Here is a 15762-nt window from a genome sequence, read left to right as displayed (position 1 = left end):
AGTGGGAGAATCCCGCCAATGCTGAAGGGTCTGATCGACTATCTGGACTCGGTCCACCGGCGCGATCCCGCACCGCGTTCCCGTTGGGAAATCCTCCTCTATCCGGGCGTCTGGGCGCTGGGGTTCCATCGCGCAGCGCATTGGCTGTTCGAGGCCAAGCTCTATTTCCTTGCCCGGCTTGTGAACCATTTCGGGCGCTTCCTGACCGCCATCGACATCCACCCCGGGGCCAGGATCGGCAAACATTTTTTCATCGACCATGGATTTACCGTGATCGGCGAGACCGCCGAGATTGGCGACAATGTCACAATCTACCAGTGTGTGACGCTTGGCGGGACCAACCCGACCAATGGCAAGGGCGGCAAGCGGCACCCGACCATTGGTGACAATGTCATTATCGGATCCGGCGCGCAGGTGATTGGCCCCATCACGGTGGGCACGCGTGCGCGAATCGGTGCCAATGCGGTAGTGACGGATGATGTGGCCGAGGGCGCAACCATGATCGGCATGAAAGCCCGTTCGACCCTGGTTCCGGCAGAAGAATGGATCAAGGAGTTCATTCCCTATGGCACCCCTTGCGATGAGCCGTGCGAGGATCAGGTTGCGGAAGGCGCCAAAAGGATTGAGTCGCTCGAAGCGGATCTTGAGCTGCTCAAGGCGCAGATCGAACAATTGAAATCTGCGCCAGCGCCCGAAACGGCACGCCGCAGCGGGACCGATAGCTGATGAATTCGCCCCTTGGCGGTACCGTCGTTGCATTTCCCGGTCGCAAACCCAGCCAAGTGCCGTTCGAGCGGGAGGAATTGCAGCGCATCCTCGATTTGTATGGTCGCATGGTCGCCGCGGGCGAGTGGCGCGATTACGCGATGGAATTCACCAAGGAAGCCGCCATTTTCGCAGCTTTCCGTCGCGCCGCAGAACGCCCGCAAGCGCGGGTGGAGAAGCGTCCATCGCTACGTAACAAGCAAGGCATGTGGACACTGTTCGGCGAGCACGGCCAAATCCTGAAACGCGGGCACGAACTCGCCGGCGTGCTGGCCCCGGTCGAGCGGCGGCTGCTCAAGACGATCGAGGGTTAGGGCTCCACCGAGCAACTTACCAATCGTTCTAAGACAGTAGCGCAATGGTTTGTGGATCAAGTGCTCGCAATACTTGGCAACCTGCCCTGCATTTCATCGGGGAGCATAGCCACGAGCTTCTGCCGGATCGGTGTCCAGAAAACTGACAGGCTCAGCAGTGCCGAACCGATCACAAAGGCTGTGAGTGCAAAATTGAGCTCCACCGCGCCAAACCGGCTGAACAGGAATGTCAGCGCAAACAACACGTAGACCAACGCCGAAACAAGCAAGGCCCTGCGGTCGATAATCAGGGCGACCACGCCGAAGATGATATAGACCAGCAGGACCGCAACGGCTCCGCCAACCCCGGTCACTCCGCTGCCTGTCAGGCCGATACTGCTGAACACGGTATGCGCGATGATCGGGGCCGAGAGCATATGCAGCCAGAAGGCGACATCACTGCGCCTCGTGGTGCGCGAGCGATCGCTCATGTCCCACCACATGGCAAAGGCGAACACGCCGATCCCGGCCAGGAACAACACTGGCATCAGAGCCGGGAACGAATTTCCGTCAGTGATGATCGCGCTGGTGATCTGGACGATCGCGACAAAGGTTCCCACCACGGCAGTTGTGCCCGCTGCCACGGTCACCGGGACCATAAAGCGTTTCCAATGCTGCCACGTCAGCCAGGTTGTGGCAGCGCCGGTCAATGTCAGCATGGCTGCAACAACAATTGCGCCCAGTGTCTCGTCAGGCTCCCACCCGGCGGCTTCTGCCGCAGCGAAGCTTCCCGGGCCGAAGATCAGCCCGAACGGCAGCACAAGCACGCTCAGCACCAGGGCAAAAGACGCCCCGACGAAAGCCAGCAACAAGATTATGCTGGGCAGCGCCATCCGGCGTTTGCGGGTGAAGATTTCAGCGAGGCCCCATGCCGTTGCAGCGACCAATGCGGAGGGAAGGGCACCCATCAAGGCAAGTTGCCAGACATTGTCGGGCTCGATCCCGCCGATCACCGCACCACCGATCGAACCAACCGCGATCAACATGATGATCACGCCGATAGTCACGAAAATATCGTTGAAGCTGGTGATCAGCCGGAATTGCTCTTCATTGGCAATCGGCATGGCACGCAGTTTGGCGACATGCGTGCGTAGCCCGTTGGCCGCGTCTTCGCTGATCGCACCTGCGGCGACCGCGGAGTTTATCTCTTCCTGTGAATACATCAGGCCTACCCCCTCGTGTGAGCGGGATAGGCCTGGTGTGTTATTCAGTCAACACAGTGCGCGGTGTTACCCGCGGGTGCTGGAAGGGCCTGCGTCGGCACCGAGGACCTTCTGCATGGCAGCCAAAATCGCGCCTGACTGTTCGGAACCGGATTGCGGTGCCTTGAGGTTGGTCATCGCGTTGATCTCGTCCCACGCATCGGCGAACCCTTCGACCGTGCGCTGGCCTTCCGGCAGCCACACGGCATCGTTCATCATCACCCATGCGGAGTGGAAACCACCGGCGCCCGCGCCGACGATCTGGTTCGACGGAGCATCTTCGCTGACGAGGTAAAGCGCAGCAGGCGCCACATTTTCGGGTGAGAACAGCTTGAAGGCTTCTTCGGGGAACAGGTCTTCGGTCATGCGCGTGCCGGCGACCGGGCTGAGCGAATTGACCTTGATGTTGTATTTCGCGCCTTCGAGCTGGAGCGTCTTGGTCAGACCGGCGAGGCCGAGCTTCGCCGCACCGTAATTGGCCTGGCCGAAATTGCCGAACAGGCCGGTAGAGCTCGCCGTCATCAAGATGCGGCCATAGGCCTGCTCGCGGAAAGTTTCCCAGCATGCCTTGGTCGCGAAGGCCGAACCGGTCAGGTGCACCTTGACCACGAATTCGAAGTCGTCAGGCGTCATCTTGGCGAAGCTCTTGTCGCGCAGGACACCAGCATTGTTGATCAGGATGTGCACGCCGCCCCATTTCTGCTTGGCGTCGGCAACCATCTTTTCCATCTGCTCGTATTCGGTGACCGAGCCGCCATTGGCCATGGCTTCGCCGCCAGCGGCCTTGATTTCCGCGACCACTTCGGCAGCGGCATCCGAAGACCCTGTGCCGTCACGCGAACCGCCCAGATCGTTGACCACAACCTTGGCACCGCGGCGGGCCAGTTCGAGCGCATATTCACGGCCCAGGCCGCCGCCTGCGCCGGTGACGATGGCGACTTTGTCTTTGAACGAAATGGTCATGGAATTGTCCTCCAGGAAGGGTCTGTCTGCGAATAGGTTATGTTGTCTTATGCGGGCTTACGCGCCCGTCAACGTGGCGGCTGGGTGACAGGTTCCCTGCTGCGTTGCAACATTGAAAAGAGGGAGTCGCGATGCCGTAAGGGCAGGCTCCTCAGACGCTGTTACAATCGTTCAAGCGCGGGCAACAATTGGTCGAATCGTTCGATCACCGCATCGCCGCCGAGTTCGTGCGGAGGCTTGTCGCAATAGCCATAGGCCGCGACAATCACCGGCACGCCTGCGCCCTTGGCGGCGGCCACGTCATACGTGCTGTCGCCAACAAAAGCGAAGGAGCCAGCCGGTCCATCCGCGCCGCAGCGTTTGCGGGCCTCGATCACGGCGTCGGGCTTGGGCTTGGCATTGCCTTTGCCCATCGTATCGCCGCCGATGATCGTGACGAAGCGATCGGCCAGCCCCAGCGTGGTCAGGATGCTGGTCGCGAATTCTTCGAACTTGTTGGTCACCACTGCCATCTGCACATTGCGCGATGCCAGCGCGTCCAGAGCCTCGACGACGCCGGGATAGGGGCGCGAATGGACCGCGTTGTTCTCTGAATAATAGCGCAGCATCTGCTTGTAGAGCGCGTGGAAATCATCCTCCGGCATTCCGCCTTGCTGCTCTACCGCGCGAGCCAGCATGATCTTGGCACCGCCGCCGATCAGATCCTTGCTGCTCCCGACCGGAACAGGTTTGAATCCGCCCAGGTCGAGGGCATGGTTTACCGCCGCGCCGAGATCGCGAAATGTGTCGAGCAGAGTGCCGTCGAGATCGAACCCGACTGCATCAAAGGGAAAGTCAGCCATGGGAGGGGCGATGCCTGCAAGCTCTGGAAACTGCAACAATTTGGTGCCACAGGCTGTGGCTATGAGCACCACACGAGAATTTGCCGCTGTCATCCTTGCCGCGGGCAAGGGCACCCGCATGAAGTCCGACCTGCACAAGGTCCTGCACCCGATTGCTGGGCGGGCGATGCTCGACCACCTGATGGCGCAGGTGGATGCCCTGTCGCCATCGGAAAAGGTCGTGGTCGTCGGCGCAGGCCGCGAACAGATCGAGGGGGCCGTTGAAGGCCGGGCGAAGACCTGCCTGCAAGAGCCGCAGCATGGAACCGGCCACGCCGTCCAGATGGCGGAAGAGGACCTGAAAGACTATTCCGGCGATGTGCTGATCCTTTACGGCGATGTGCCCTTCGTGCGCAGTTCGACCATGGATATGATGCTCGATCGCCTGCATCAGGATGATGCTCCAGCGGTGGTCGTCCTCGCTTTCGAACCTGATGATGCGCTGCAGTACGGACGGGTGATCGCCGACGAGGCCGGCCACATTTCCAAGATGGTCGAGTTTAAGGATGCGAGCGATGACGAGCGCGCCTGCACCTTGTGCAATTCGGGCCTGATGGCGGTGAAAGGTGCGGACCTGTTCGACCTGCTGCGCCGGGTCGACAACAACAATTCCCAAGGCGAATATTACCTCGTCGATATCGTCAATATAGCCCGTGACGATGGCCGCCACAGCGCGGTTGTCGTCACGGATGACCCGGGTGAAGTGGCGGGTATCAACAGCCGCGCCGAACTGGCTCAGGCCGAGGCACAGTGGCAGCAGCTGAAGCGCGAAGAAGCCATGACGGCTGGCGTCACCCTGCGGGCACCTGAAACAGTCTTCTTCAGCTATGATACGGAGCTGGGCCGCGACGTGGTGGTCGAACCTAATGTCGTTTTCGGCCCAGGGGTGAAGGTTGGTGATGGCAGCATCATCAAGGCGTTCAGCCATCTGGAAGGCGCAACGCTGGCCCGGAATTGCTCGGTCGGCCCTTATGCTCGCCTGCGGCCTGGAGCCGTGCTGGAAGATCACGCCTTTATCGGCAACTTCGTGGAGATGAAGAAAGCGACACTGGGTGAAGGGGCCAAGGCCAGCCATCTGACCTATCTGGGTGATACGACGGTCGGCGCGGGCGCCAATATCGGAGCGGGTACAATCACTTGCAATTATGATGGCTATTTCAAATACCAGACCGTGATCGGGGAGAGGGCCTTTATCGGTTCGAACAGCGCGTTGGTGGCCCCGGTGAAGATCGGCGCGGATGCGATTGTCGCTGCGGGCAGCACGGTGACCCGCGATGTGGCCGATGGCGAATTGCGGATGGAGCGCGCCGAGCAATCGGTGAAGCCAGGCTGGGCCGACCGTTTCCATGACACGATGAAAAAGAAGAAGGCCGAGGCGAAAAAGTGAAGCGTCTCGCGATGGCGACTCTCGCCATCGTGGCGTTCGCCTGCGCTCCATCGGACAGAGCCGGCCCACAAGCGGCGAGTGCTCCGTTCGAGAAAGTCGGGTGTCGCGAGGCCGAGACCCCGGTTTTCCAATGCACGACTGCGATGGGTAAGCAGGTTGCGGTCTGTGCGGCCGGGCCGGGTGATGTGCACTTTCGAAGCGGCACCGAAGGCGTACAGGTGGACGTGACGGGTGGCCGCTGGGCCAGCGTTCCCTATTCGGGTGGTGGAGAAGCACAAATCCAGTTCCGCGACGGGACCAAGCGCTATATCGTCTACAGCCGGATGGTCCGCACAAATTTCACGCCGGGGGAGCCCAACAATCCCGCGATCAGTGACGGACTGGTGATCATCGACAGCGAAGGGACCGTCGGAGTCGATATATGCGACGATGCCGAGGATCTGCTGCCGGTGCAATATGGTGCCGCGAAAGCCGCCATGCGTGATGAAGGCAAGCTGTTCCTCGACTAGGAGCGGCGGCCTCAGGTCGGGCTGTCAGTCCGAGACTTCCTCCGGATAGAACCGCGCGCGGAACCGGTCGAGGAACGCGCGTAAGTTTCGATGGCCCTCGATCATCGCATTCATCGGGCTGGCAAAGGGCACATAGATGATGTTGGCGAGCAGCGAATAGACGGTCGCGTCCGCCATGCTTGGCTGGTTGCCCAGAAACCACTCCTGATCGCCCAGTATGCCTGCCAGCGCATCGATATCGCCGCGGGCAATATCTTCGATCTCGTGCTCTGCATGCAGACCCATTCCATGGCCCGCCAATTGTTTGGCCACACCGCGCCGCGCGATCGGGGCCAGCACCATGCGTATCGGCAGGGGAATATCGCCCAGCACCGACCCGGTCAGGATCGGCCAGTTTGAGGGGCGCTGCCAGCGATCATACACCATCGCCCAATACAGGTTTTCTTCGACCAGCCGCTGGATCGCCCGGGCAATGCCGCGTTGGCTTGCATCCAGATGGGCATCGGGATCGACTCCGAAAGTTTCCTTCAGATAATCGATAATGATCGCGGAATCGCCGATCTTGCGGCCTTTGTGAGTGATCCAAGGCGCCTTCTTCTTGGGGCCGCCAAACGGCGTAGCTGCCGTGAGCGATTCATGCGGGAGATTGGTCATCCGCATGAACGCATCAAGCTTCAGGCAGAATGGACTGACCGTCACGAGACCCCAGCGGCCAGGCAGGTGATAGGCTTTCAACTCGGACATTGCTAACTCCCTCGCCATGACTTCTAGCGGGCACAGCGGTTCTGGGAAGGGGGCGGACGAGACGCAAGGCCTCACTTGCTGGCTGTGCGGGCGCGGATTTCAAACGCGGATACAGTGGCATCACACGGTGCCAAAGTCGAAAAAGGGCAGGGCGACTGTCCCGGTTCATCCGGTTTGCCACAAGACGATCCATGCCCATTTCACCAATGCCGAGCTTGCCCGCTGTGGCGAGGATATCGACGCGATCCTGGCGCACGAGGCCGTGAGCAAGTTCGTTCGCTGGGTCAAAAAGAAGCCGCCCGATTTCCATTCCCCTGTGCGCTAGCCGCCCGGGATCGGGAACAAGGAGTGCCCGCAAGAGCTTGTATCGCTGAAACACAAGCGGAGCGTCACATGCGTAAGAGACTTTTGATAGCAGCTGGTATCGGCCTTGCCGCGATCGGCGGGGTTGCAGGCCTGGCGCAATATCGCTCGATCGAGAAACCTGCCCATACTGTCGTGACAGCAGATGGCGATTTCGAACTGCGCCAATACGCGCCGATGGTGGTTGCCGAAGTGACCCATTCCGGCAGCCGCGAACGCGCTCTCAATGCCGGTTTTCGCCGTCTTGCAGCCTATATCTTCGCTGAGGACCGGCCTGGCGAAGCCATTGCAATGACATCGCCGGTTATCCAGGACCCGCCCGAGAAAATCGCGATGACTGCACCTGTAATCCAGGATGGGGATGATGGCGGCGCATGGCGCACACGTTTTGTAATGCCGTCCAAATACACCCTCGACACCCTGCCGCAGCCGCCCGAGGATATCGCGCTGGAAGAGATCCCAGGTCGCCGGATGGTCGCGGTGAAGTTTGCGGGCGCGCCGGGTACGGCTGATCTGCAGGCGCAGGAAGTTCGGTTGCGTGAGTGGATGGCAACCCAGGACTTGAGCGCTTCCGGTCCGGCTGAGTATGCGTTTTATGACGCACCAATGGTACCGGCACCGTTGCGCCGCAATGAAGTGATGATCCCGGTCGACGCAGAGTAAGTCACTGAGCCATCGTGAAAGGCAAAGGGCGACCAGCAGGCCGCCCTTACCGAGTTATTGTTCCGGAGCGTCACCCATCAGGCGCTGCATCAGATAGACATATTGCAGCGCCGAAAGCGTCGCGCGCTGTTCATTGTCGACACCGCCCGAATGGCCGCCGGTCATATCCTCATAATAGTAATATGGCTGGCCCAGCTCCTTCATCCGTGCCGCGCCCTTGCGGGCATGGGCGGGATGGGTCCTGTCATCGGCGGTCGAGGCCCAGAAGAACGGAGAAGGGAAGTCCTTGCCCTCAACCAGCTTCTGATAGGGCGAATATCCCTCGATCCAGGCACGCTGTTCCGGAATGCGCGGATCGCCATATTCGCCGATCCACGACGCACCGCGACCGATCTCGTGATAGCGCAACATGTCGAACAGCGGGATCGCCACAATCGCTGCGCCAAACAGGTCAGGCCGCTGGGTGAAGGCGGTGCCGACGAGCAGGCCGCCTTGCGAACCGCCTTGAATGCCGAGATTCTCCGCTGCCGTCAGATCGCGTTTCTGCAGATCGTCGGCCACGGCGATGAAATCGTCCCAGGTGCGCTGCTTGTTTTCGCGAATGGCGGACTGGTGCCATTCCGGCCCGAATTCGCCGCCACCACGCAGATTGGCGAGCACATAGGCGCCGCCATTCTCGACCCACAGCTTACCCGCAGAGCCCAGATATCCAGGCAGGCGTGAGACCTGGAAGCCGCCATACCCAGTCAGCAGAGTTGGCGTGTTCGCGCCCAGTTGCATGCCTTTGGGTTTGACGATGAAATAGGGGATCTGGGTACCGTCGGCCGAAGGTGCTTCGAACTGCTCGATTTCCATCCCGCTCGCATCGAAGCGGCTCGGGCTGGTCTTGAGCACTTCGGGGGTGCCACCGTCTGAATAATAGAGCGTCGTCGGCGTCAGGAAATCCGTGACAGTAAACATGATCTCGTCGGTTTCGTTGGACGATGCGCCGATGCTCACCGTGGCGTTATCCGGCAGATCGACCTTGCTCGATGTCCATGCGCCATCGGCATAGTCGAACTTCATCACCTGCCCGCGCACATTATCTAGCAAGCCGACATAGAGGCTGTTGGCCGTGATTGCGCCGCCGCGCTTGGTCTGGCGCTCTGCCGGAGCCCAGACCAGCGTTTTCGCCGCGCCATTGGGGTCGGCTTTCCATTCCTCCAGATCAGCCGCGATCAGGGCGTCGGCAGGGAAGGTCTGCTCGCCCACAGTCCAGTCAACATCGGTGCTGAACAGGATTTGTCCGTCAACGATGCCGTAGGGATTGGCCTTCTTGGGCATATCGAGCTGGAGCCAGGCATCGTCTTTCCAGACGTAATAGGCGCGCTCATGGAAGCTCAGCCCGCGATAGGCCATGCGCGCATGCACGGTGCTGGCGGCATCGCGCAGCAGATAGGCCCCGGCGGACACATCCTTGGGGTCGCCGCGATAGATTTCCTGCGCATCTTCGATCGCCGTGCCGCGTTGCCAGATTCGTGCGGTGAAGGGATAGAGGCTTTCGGTGACGGTTCCGTCGCCAAAGTCGCGCCCGACCAGCAGCGTGTCTTCGTCGATCCAGCTGGCGCCGCCCTGGCTTTCGGGCAGGGCGAAGCCGCCCTCCACGAATTCACCGGTTTCCATATTGAATTCGCGCAGCTCGGTCGCGTCCTTGCCGCCATCCGACAGGGCGATCATGCACATACGGCCATCGGGCGGCAGGCAGGATGAGCCTTTGTAAACCCACTCGCGCCCCTCAGCCTTGGCCAGTGCGTCGATGTCGAGAATGGTCTCCCACTCGGGATTGTCGGTCTTGTAGCTTTCGCGCGTGGTCCGGCGCAGCAGGCCCTTGGGATTGTCCTTGTCCTGCCAGAAATTGACCAGCCCGAATTTGGAAAAGCCGACAAACGGCACACGGTCTTCGCTGTCGAGGATGGCCAGCGCATCGGCCTTCAGCTTCTCGAAACGCGGATCAGTGGTCAGCGCGGCATTGGTCCGCTCGTTTTCCTTGCGGACCCAGGCCAGCGCTTCCTCGCTGCGGGCTTCTTCCAGCCAGATAAAAGGATCCTGCTCCGGACCGGGGACACCATCATCGGTCGCTGTCGCCGGGGTCTTGGCATTGTCGTCATCGGCTGCGGCTGGCGTTGCGACTGTCATGGCAAGCGCGGCAGTGAGTGCGAGTGTAGAAACAAGTTTCAAGAGTCCTCTCCTTGGGAGCTATGGCGTGCACGATTGCCGCAAATTCGGACAAAGGAAAGGGGTAATTCGGTGCGATTAGCCCACGCCGGGAAACGCACCGAAATAGTCGCGATAGGCGGTCGGCAGATCGACGGCGTAAAAGGCCCCGGCATAAGCCATTACGATCAGCGACCCGAGCAGCGGGCCAATCAACAAAGCGGGTTTGTGCCAGGGCCGGCTCCCGCGAAAATGGAGAGCGGCGATAATGTGGCTGACCAGCGCGGTCACTGCGATGAGGTAATACGGGGCGAATCCATATTTCAGCGGTGCCAGTACCAGCGTGCCAGCCGCCCAATAGAAATTGGTGTCGAGGCCGATCACCAGCCGCGTCATGACAGCCGCCGTTGTGTGCAAGACTATGAAAAGCCCGAGGTAACAGGCGCTGGCGAACTGGACCGCGTGCCAGAATCCCTTGCGCGGCCGCTTCCTGATCTGTCCGAGGAGCCGAAGCCCCAGTCCAATCTGCGCCATCAGCGCTGCTACCAAAGCGATCTCGATCAACGGAAACTGGTAAGCCAGCCTGCCGGCTTGCAACGCGCTGTCTTGTGCCGCGATGCCCAACAAGGCGGCCAGATGCGTGGCGAAATGGACAGCCAGGAACAGACCGATGAAACCTGCCAGAGTACGGTGTGCTTGCTTCGCCCTGATATTCATGGCAGCTCCTTAAGTGGATATTCTGTATCCGGATAAAATATATCCGATTAAGGAGTCAAGAGTGCAGCTGGCCAAGGGTATCGAATGGACGACCCATATCTGCACCATTCTGGCCGTACTGCCGGAGGGGAAAGGGTTGAGCGTGGACGCGCTGGCCGAGTTCTTCGAGTTACCCTCAGGCTATTTGTCGAAGCAGATGCAACTGCTGCGTCGGGCGGGCATCGCCGCGTCCGTGCGGGGCAAAAGCGGGGGATACCGGCTGGCAAGGCCGGTCGACACGATCACGCTGCTCGACATTGTCCAGGCGATCGAGGGAAGGGGTCCTGCCTTCCGGTGCACCGAAATCCGTCAGAACGGGCCATGCGCGTTGAAACGCAGCGACTGCAAACGCCCCTGTGAAATTGCCTCAGCCTTTGCCGCTGCTGAGGATGTCTATCATCAGGCTTTAGCGGCAAAGTCGCTGGCAAACATCATGCAGGAGGCCGCCGCGAACTCCACGCCGGAACACATGATCGAGATTGCAAACTGGGTGCAGGCGCAAATCGCCTGAGATTGCCAGCGATATGAAAAAGGGCGACCCGTCAGGGCCGCCCTTCGAATGTCGTGAGTGACGCCGGAGCCTAGCCTTCGACCTTCTCCGCCAGCACAGTCAGGCCAGCATCGCCGACTTCGGCGAAGCCGCCTTCGATCTTGATCTCTTCCGGGCTCGCGCCTTCGGTCTTGAAGATCTGGACCACACCGTCGCGGATGGTGGACATGAAGGGCGCATGGCCCTCCAGCACGCCGAACTCGCCTTCCGCACCGGGGACGACCACCATGTGGACATCTTCCGAGCGGACCAGCTTGGCCGGCGTTACGAGTTCAAAGTGGAGCGCCATAATGCTTAGGCTTCCTCGGCCATCTTCTTGGCCTTTTCGACCGCGTCTTCGATGCCGCCGACCATGTAGAAGGCGTTTTCCGGAAGATGGTCATACTCGCCTTCGACAACCGCCTTGAACGAAGCAACCGTGTCTTCGAGCTGGACGAACTTGCCCGGGATCGAGGTGAAGACCTCGGCCACGTGGAATGGCTGGCTCAGGAACTTCTGGATCTTGCGCGCACGGGCCACGGTCAGCTTATCTTCTTCCGACAGCTCGTCCATGCCGAGAATGGCGATGATATCCTGCAGCGACTTGTACTTCTGCAGTGTTTCCTGGACCTTACGGGCCGTTTCATAGTGCTCGTTGCCGACAACGCGCGGCTCGAGCACGCGGCTGGTGGAATCGAGCGGGTCAACTGCCGGGTAAATGCCCAGTTCCGAAATGGCGCGGTTCAGCGTGGTCGTTGCGTCCAAGTGGGCGAACGAGGTGGCCGGGGCAGGGTCGGTAAGGTCATCGGCAGGCACGTAGATGGCCTGGACCGAAGTGATCGAACCCTTGGTGGTGGAGGTAATCCGCTCCTGCAGGTTACCCATGTCGGTCGACAGGGTCGGCTGATAGCCCACTGCCGAAGGAATACGGCCGAGCAAAGCGGACACTTCCGAACCGGCCTGGGTGAAGCGGAAGATGTTGTCGACGAAAAACAACACGTCCTGGCCTTCTTCATCGCGGAAGTATTCCGCCATGGTCAGGCCGGACAGCGCCACACGGGCACGTGCGCCGGGAGGCTCGTTCATCTGGCCGAAGACGAGGGCAACCTTGGAGCCTTCGGAGATGGCTTCGCCAGCTTCATTCTTGGCGATAACGCCTGCGTCGAGGAACTCGTGATAAAGGTCGTTACCTTCGCGGGTACGCTCACCCACGCCGGCGAAGACGGACACGCCGCCGTGACCCTTTGCAATGTTGTTGATCAGTTCCTGGATCAGAACCGTTTTGCCCACGCCAGCGCCGCCGAACAGGCCGATCTTGCCGCCCTTGGCGTAAGGCGCGAGCAGGTCGATCACCTTGATGCCGGTGACCAGGATGGCTGCATCCGTCGACTGGTCGATAAAGGCCGGAGCCTCTGCGTGGATCGGGTTGGCTTTGTCAGCGCCGACAGGGCCGCGCATATCGATCGGCTCACCGACGACATTCATGATACGGCCAAGTGTCTTCGGACCAACCGGCACAGAAATCTGCTTGCCGGTGCTGGTGACTTCCTGACCACGGGTCAGGCCTTCGGTCGCGTCCATGGCGATGGTGCGAACCGTGTTTTCACCCAGGTGCTGGGCAACTTCGAGAACCAGCGTGTTGTCGCCGTTCTTGGTTTCGAGCGCGGTCAAAATCGCGGGCAGTTCGCCTTCGAACTGAACGTCGACGACAGCGCCGATGACCTGGGCAATGGTGCCGTTGGTGGTCTGGTTAAGGGCGGGTGCGGTGGCCATGGGTTCTTCCTTGCCTTGTCTAACTCTGTGTGCGCCGCGCCTATTCGGCGGGCACTTCCTGTTCGGGTTCGGGTGTTTCAGTATCGGTGGGGGCTGCGTCGCCCTCTTCAGGCATATCCAGCTTGGGCATGTCGTCCGGAGACATCATGTCTTCGCTTTGCTCTGCAGCGACGCTTTCCTGCGTTTCTTCAGCGGTCATGTCGGCTTCGCCGCAAGCCGCGAGAGCCAGTGCCGGGATGATCGCGAGTGTCAGCCTCATAGTGCCTCTGCCCCAGCGATAATCTCGATCAGCTCCGTCGTAATCGCAGCCTGGCGGCTGCGGTTATACTGGATCGTCAGCTTGTCGATCAGGTCGCCTGCATTGCGCGTGGCGTTGTCCATCGCGGTCATCGAGGCGCCTTGCTCGGATGCTTCACGCTCCAGCAGCGAGCCGAACAGCTGCGTTTTCACGTAGCGCGGCAGCAGCTCTTCGAGGATTTCCTCTTCGCCCGGCTCATATTCCACCACGGCGCCGCCATCATCGGCAGTTTCGGGGGCAGGAACGGGGATCAGCTGCGTCGTGGTCGGATCCTGCGCCAGCGCCGACTTGAAGGTCGGGTAGATCAGGTGCGCCACATCAAATGCGCCCTCGTCAAACATCGCGACCAGTTCATCCGCAATCGCGCCGGCTTCTTCAAAGCCCGGATTGCGCACTTCGCTGGTGTCGAAATGCTTGGCGATCTGTTTCTCGTAGTCGCGCTTGATCGGTGCGCGCCCCTTTTTGCCGACGAGGTAGAACTGCACGTCCTTGCCCTCGGCAATCAGTTTGCGCGCCTGAAGCTTGGCTTCCTTGACGATGTTCGAGTTGAGGCCGCCACACAGACCCTTGTCGGTGTTCACGACCACCAGCAGGTGGCGCTTGTCCGAACCGGTTCCTGCCAGCAACTTGGGCGCGCCGTCGCCGCTCACCTTGCCGGCAAGCGACGCCATGACGTCACCCAGACGCTCGGCATAAGGGCGTGCAGCTTCGGCAGCAGCCTGCGCCTTGCGGAGCTTGGCAGCGGCGACCATCTGCTTGGCCTTGGTGATCTTCTGAGTCGACTTCACCGACCCGATCCGATCCTTGAGTTCCTTAAGGCTTGCCATTTCGGCTCCCTAGTTTCTCTTCAGGCTCAGGCGAACTGCTTGGCGAATGCGTCGAGCGCTTTCACGGTTGCAGCTTTGGTGTCGTCTTCGAACTTGGTACTGGTCCGGATCGTCTCCAGAACATCCGCGTGCTCGGTCCGCATGAAGCTGAGCATCGCTGCTTCATATTCGGTCACACGATCCACCGCGACATCGTCGAGATAGCCATTGGTACCCGCGAAGATCGATACGGTCTGCTCTTCAAACGGCATCGGGCTGAACTGGGCCTGCTTGAGCAACTCGGTCAGGCGTGCACCGCGATTGAGCAGCTTCTGCGTGGAAGCGTCGAGGTCCGAACCGAACTGGGCGAAAGCCGCCATCTCGCGATACTGCGCCAGCTCCAGCTTGATCGAGCCAGAGACCTTCTTCATCGCCTTCGTCTGAGCGGCACCGCCCACACGGCTGACAGACAGGCCGACGTTAATCGCAGGACGGATGCCCTGGTAGAACAGGTCGGTTTCAAGGAAGATTTGGCCGTCAGTGATCGAAATCACGTTGGTCGGGATATAGGCCGATACGTCACCGGCCTGCGTTTCGATGATCGGCAATGCAGTCAGCGAACCGCCGCCATTATCGTCATTCATCTTCGCCGCACGCTCGAGGAGACGTGAGTGGAGATAGAACACATCGCCCGGATAGGCTTCACGGCCTGGAGGACGACGCAGCAGCAGCGACATCTGGCGGTAGGCCACAGCCTGCTTGGAAAGGTCGTCATACACGATCACGGCGTGCATGCCGTTGTCGCGGAAGAATTCACCCATCGCAGCGCCGGTGTACGGTGCCAGATATTGCAGCGGAGCGGGCTCCGAAGCGGTCGCGGCGACAACGATGGAATATTCCATCGCGCCGTTTTCCTCGAGCTGCTTCACGATCTGGGCGACCGTGGAACGCTTCTGGCCAACCGCGACATAGATGCAGTAGAGCTTCTTGCTCTCGTCATCGCTCTTGTTGACTTCGCGCTGGTTGATGAAGGTGTCGATGGCGACAGCCGACTTACCGGTCTGGCGGTCACCGATGATCAGTTCGCGCTGGCCGCGGCCAACCGGGACCAGGGCGTCAATAGCCTTGAGGCCGGACTGCACCGGCTCGTCCACCGACTTGCGCGGGATAATGCCGGGGGCCTTGGCCTCGACACGCTCACGCGTCACATCGGTGATCGGTCCCTTGCCGTCGATCGGGTTGCCGAGTGCGTCTACTACGCGGCCCAGCAAGCCCTTGCCGACGGGAACGTCCACAATGGTTTCGGTCCGCTTGACGCTGTCACCTTCCTTGATCTCGGCGTCAGAGCCGAAAATCACGGCGCCGACATTGTCGGCTTCCAGGTTCAGGGCCATGCCCTGCACGCCATTGGCAAATTCGACCATCTCACCGGCCTGAACTTTGTCGAGGCCGTGGATGCGGGCAATGCCGTCACCCACCGAGAGAACGGTGCCGACTTCGCTGACTTCGGCTTCGGTGCCGAAATTGGCGATCTGGTCCTTGATGACCTTGGAGATTTCTGCGGCGCGGATATCCAT

General features: G+C 60.5%; 18 protein-coding genes. 7 read left to right on the top strand and 11 right to left on the bottom strand.

Annotated features, from left to right (window positions below; genetic code table 11):
* Window positions 1–18 precede the first annotated feature (18 nt).
* Complete coding sequence (epsC, locus tag ABD653_RS05160; protein WP_160780176.1) at window positions 19–726, top strand: serine O-acetyltransferase EpsC; 708 nt, start codon at window positions 19–21, stop codon at window positions 724–726.
* A complete protein-coding gene (locus ABD653_RS05155; protein ID WP_160780175.1) occupies window positions 726–1079 on the top strand; it encodes a DUF2794 domain-containing protein in 354 nt (117 codons plus the stop codon). The genes epsC and ABD653_RS05155 overlap by 1 nt, the downstream gene beginning before the upstream one ends.
* A 56-nt stretch (window positions 1080–1135) precedes the next feature.
* On the opposite strand, the gene ABD653_RS05150 is transcribed toward ABD653_RS05155, so the two are convergent.
* The 3 genes from ABD653_RS05150 to ABD653_RS05140 form a co-directional block, all read right to left on the bottom strand.
* Window positions 1136–2281 (bottom strand): hypothetical protein, encoded by a 1146-nt coding sequence (locus ABD653_RS05150; protein ID WP_160780174.1) that lies wholly within the window; start codon window positions 2279–2281, stop codon window positions 1136–1138.
* 66 nt (window positions 2282–2347) lie between these two features.
* Entirely contained in the window at window positions 2348–3283 is a 936-nt protein-coding gene (locus ABD653_RS05145) for an SDR family NAD(P)-dependent oxidoreductase (protein WP_160780173.1), read from the bottom strand.
* A 161-nt stretch (window positions 3284–3444) separates the two neighbouring features.
* Window positions 3445–4125 carry an HAD hydrolase-like protein gene (locus ABD653_RS05140; protein WP_160780172.1) on the bottom strand — a complete coding sequence of 227 codons (681 nt, stop codon included), beginning with the start codon at window positions 4123–4125 and terminating at the stop codon, window positions 3445–3447.
* 61 nt (window positions 4126–4186) lie between these two features.
* Between ABD653_RS05140 and glmU the strand changes: the two genes are divergently transcribed.
* Entirely contained in the window at window positions 4187–5551 is a 1365-nt protein-coding gene (gene glmU, locus ABD653_RS05135) for a bifunctional UDP-N-acetylglucosamine diphosphorylase/glucosamine-1-phosphate N-acetyltransferase GlmU (protein WP_160780171.1), read from the top strand.
* Window positions 5548–6060: a hypothetical protein gene (locus ABD653_RS05130; RefSeq protein ID WP_160780170.1), complete on the top strand. Its 513-nt coding sequence runs from the start codon at window positions 5548–5550 to the stop codon at window positions 6058–6060. Before glmU ends, ABD653_RS05130 begins: the two co-directional genes overlap by 4 nt.
* A gap of 24 nt (window positions 6061–6084) precedes the next feature.
* Here ABD653_RS05130 and ABD653_RS05125 read toward each other — a convergent pair whose 3' ends face one another.
* Window positions 6085–6804 carry a glutathione S-transferase family protein gene (locus tag ABD653_RS05125; protein WP_160780169.1) on the bottom strand — a complete coding sequence of 240 codons (720 nt, stop codon included), beginning with the start codon at window positions 6802–6804 and terminating at the stop codon, window positions 6085–6087.
* Window positions 6805–6931: 127 nt separating this feature from the next.
* Between ABD653_RS05125 and ABD653_RS05120 the strand changes: the two genes are divergently transcribed.
* Both ABD653_RS05120 and ABD653_RS05115 read left to right on the top strand, forming a co-directional pair.
* A complete protein-coding gene (locus tag ABD653_RS05120) occupies window positions 6932–7129 on the top strand; it encodes a hypothetical protein (protein ID WP_325065412.1) in 198 nt (65 codons plus the stop codon).
* A gap of 68 nt (window positions 7130–7197) precedes the next feature.
* Window positions 7198–7830: an SOUL family heme-binding protein gene (locus ABD653_RS05115; RefSeq protein WP_160780167.1), complete on the top strand. Its 633-nt coding sequence runs from the start codon at window positions 7198–7200 to the stop codon at window positions 7828–7830.
* 54 nt (window positions 7831–7884) lie between these two features.
* On the opposite strand, the gene ABD653_RS05110 is transcribed toward ABD653_RS05115, so the two are convergent.
* Together ABD653_RS05110 and ABD653_RS05105 are read right to left on the bottom strand one after the other, a co-directional pair.
* On the bottom strand, window positions 7885–10047 hold the full coding sequence (locus ABD653_RS05110) for a prolyl oligopeptidase family serine peptidase (RefSeq protein ID WP_234032212.1): 2163 nt from the start codon (window positions 10045–10047) through the stop codon (window positions 7885–7887).
* 75 nt (window positions 10048–10122) lie between these two features.
* On the bottom strand, window positions 10123–10740 hold the full coding sequence (locus tag ABD653_RS05105; RefSeq protein ID WP_160780166.1) for a hypothetical protein: 618 nt from the start codon (window positions 10738–10740) through the stop codon (window positions 10123–10125).
* 61 nt (window positions 10741–10801) lie between these two features.
* On the opposite strand from ABD653_RS05105, the gene ABD653_RS05100 reads away from it, so the two are divergent.
* Entirely contained in the window at window positions 10802–11290 is a 489-nt protein-coding gene (locus ABD653_RS05100) for an RrF2 family transcriptional regulator (RefSeq protein ID WP_160780165.1), read from the top strand.
* Between the two features lie 70 nt (window positions 11291–11360).
* Here ABD653_RS05100 and ABD653_RS05095 read toward each other — a convergent pair whose 3' ends face one another.
* The 5 genes from ABD653_RS05095 to atpA are packed head-to-tail and all read right to left on the bottom strand — an operon-like array spanning window position 11361 to window position 15762.
* Window positions 11361–11618 carry an ATP synthase F1 subunit epsilon gene (locus ABD653_RS05095; RefSeq protein ID WP_160780164.1) on the bottom strand — a complete coding sequence of 86 codons (258 nt, stop codon included), beginning with the start codon at window positions 11616–11618 and terminating at the stop codon, window positions 11361–11363.
* A gap of 5 nt (window positions 11619–11623) precedes the next feature.
* On the bottom strand, window positions 11624–13081 hold the full coding sequence (atpD, locus tag ABD653_RS05090) for a F0F1 ATP synthase subunit beta (protein ID WP_160780163.1): 1458 nt from the start codon (window positions 13079–13081) through the stop codon (window positions 11624–11626).
* A gap of 40 nt (window positions 13082–13121) precedes the next feature.
* Entirely contained in the window at window positions 13122–13340 is a 219-nt protein-coding gene (locus tag ABD653_RS05085; protein ID WP_160780162.1) for a hypothetical protein, read from the bottom strand.
* The gene (locus tag ABD653_RS05080; RefSeq protein WP_160780161.1) at window positions 13337–14206 is read right to left on the bottom strand and encodes a F0F1 ATP synthase subunit gamma; all 870 of its coding nucleotides are present in this window, start codon (window positions 14204–14206) and stop codon (window positions 13337–13339) included. Before ABD653_RS05080 ends, ABD653_RS05085 begins: the two co-directional genes overlap by 4 nt.
* Window positions 14207–14232: 26 nt before the next feature.
* Entirely contained in the window at window positions 14233–15762 is a 1530-nt protein-coding gene (gene atpA / locus ABD653_RS05075) for a F0F1 ATP synthase subunit alpha (RefSeq protein WP_160780160.1), read from the bottom strand.

The sequence above is a fragment of the Parerythrobacter jejuensis genome (genome assembly GCF_039536765.1).
Taxonomy (GTDB): domain Bacteria; phylum Pseudomonadota; class Alphaproteobacteria; order Sphingomonadales; family Sphingomonadaceae; genus Parerythrobacter; species Parerythrobacter jejuensis.
Note: the sequence above shows the minus strand (reverse complement) of the source record. Positions and strands in the feature narration are given on the sequence as shown.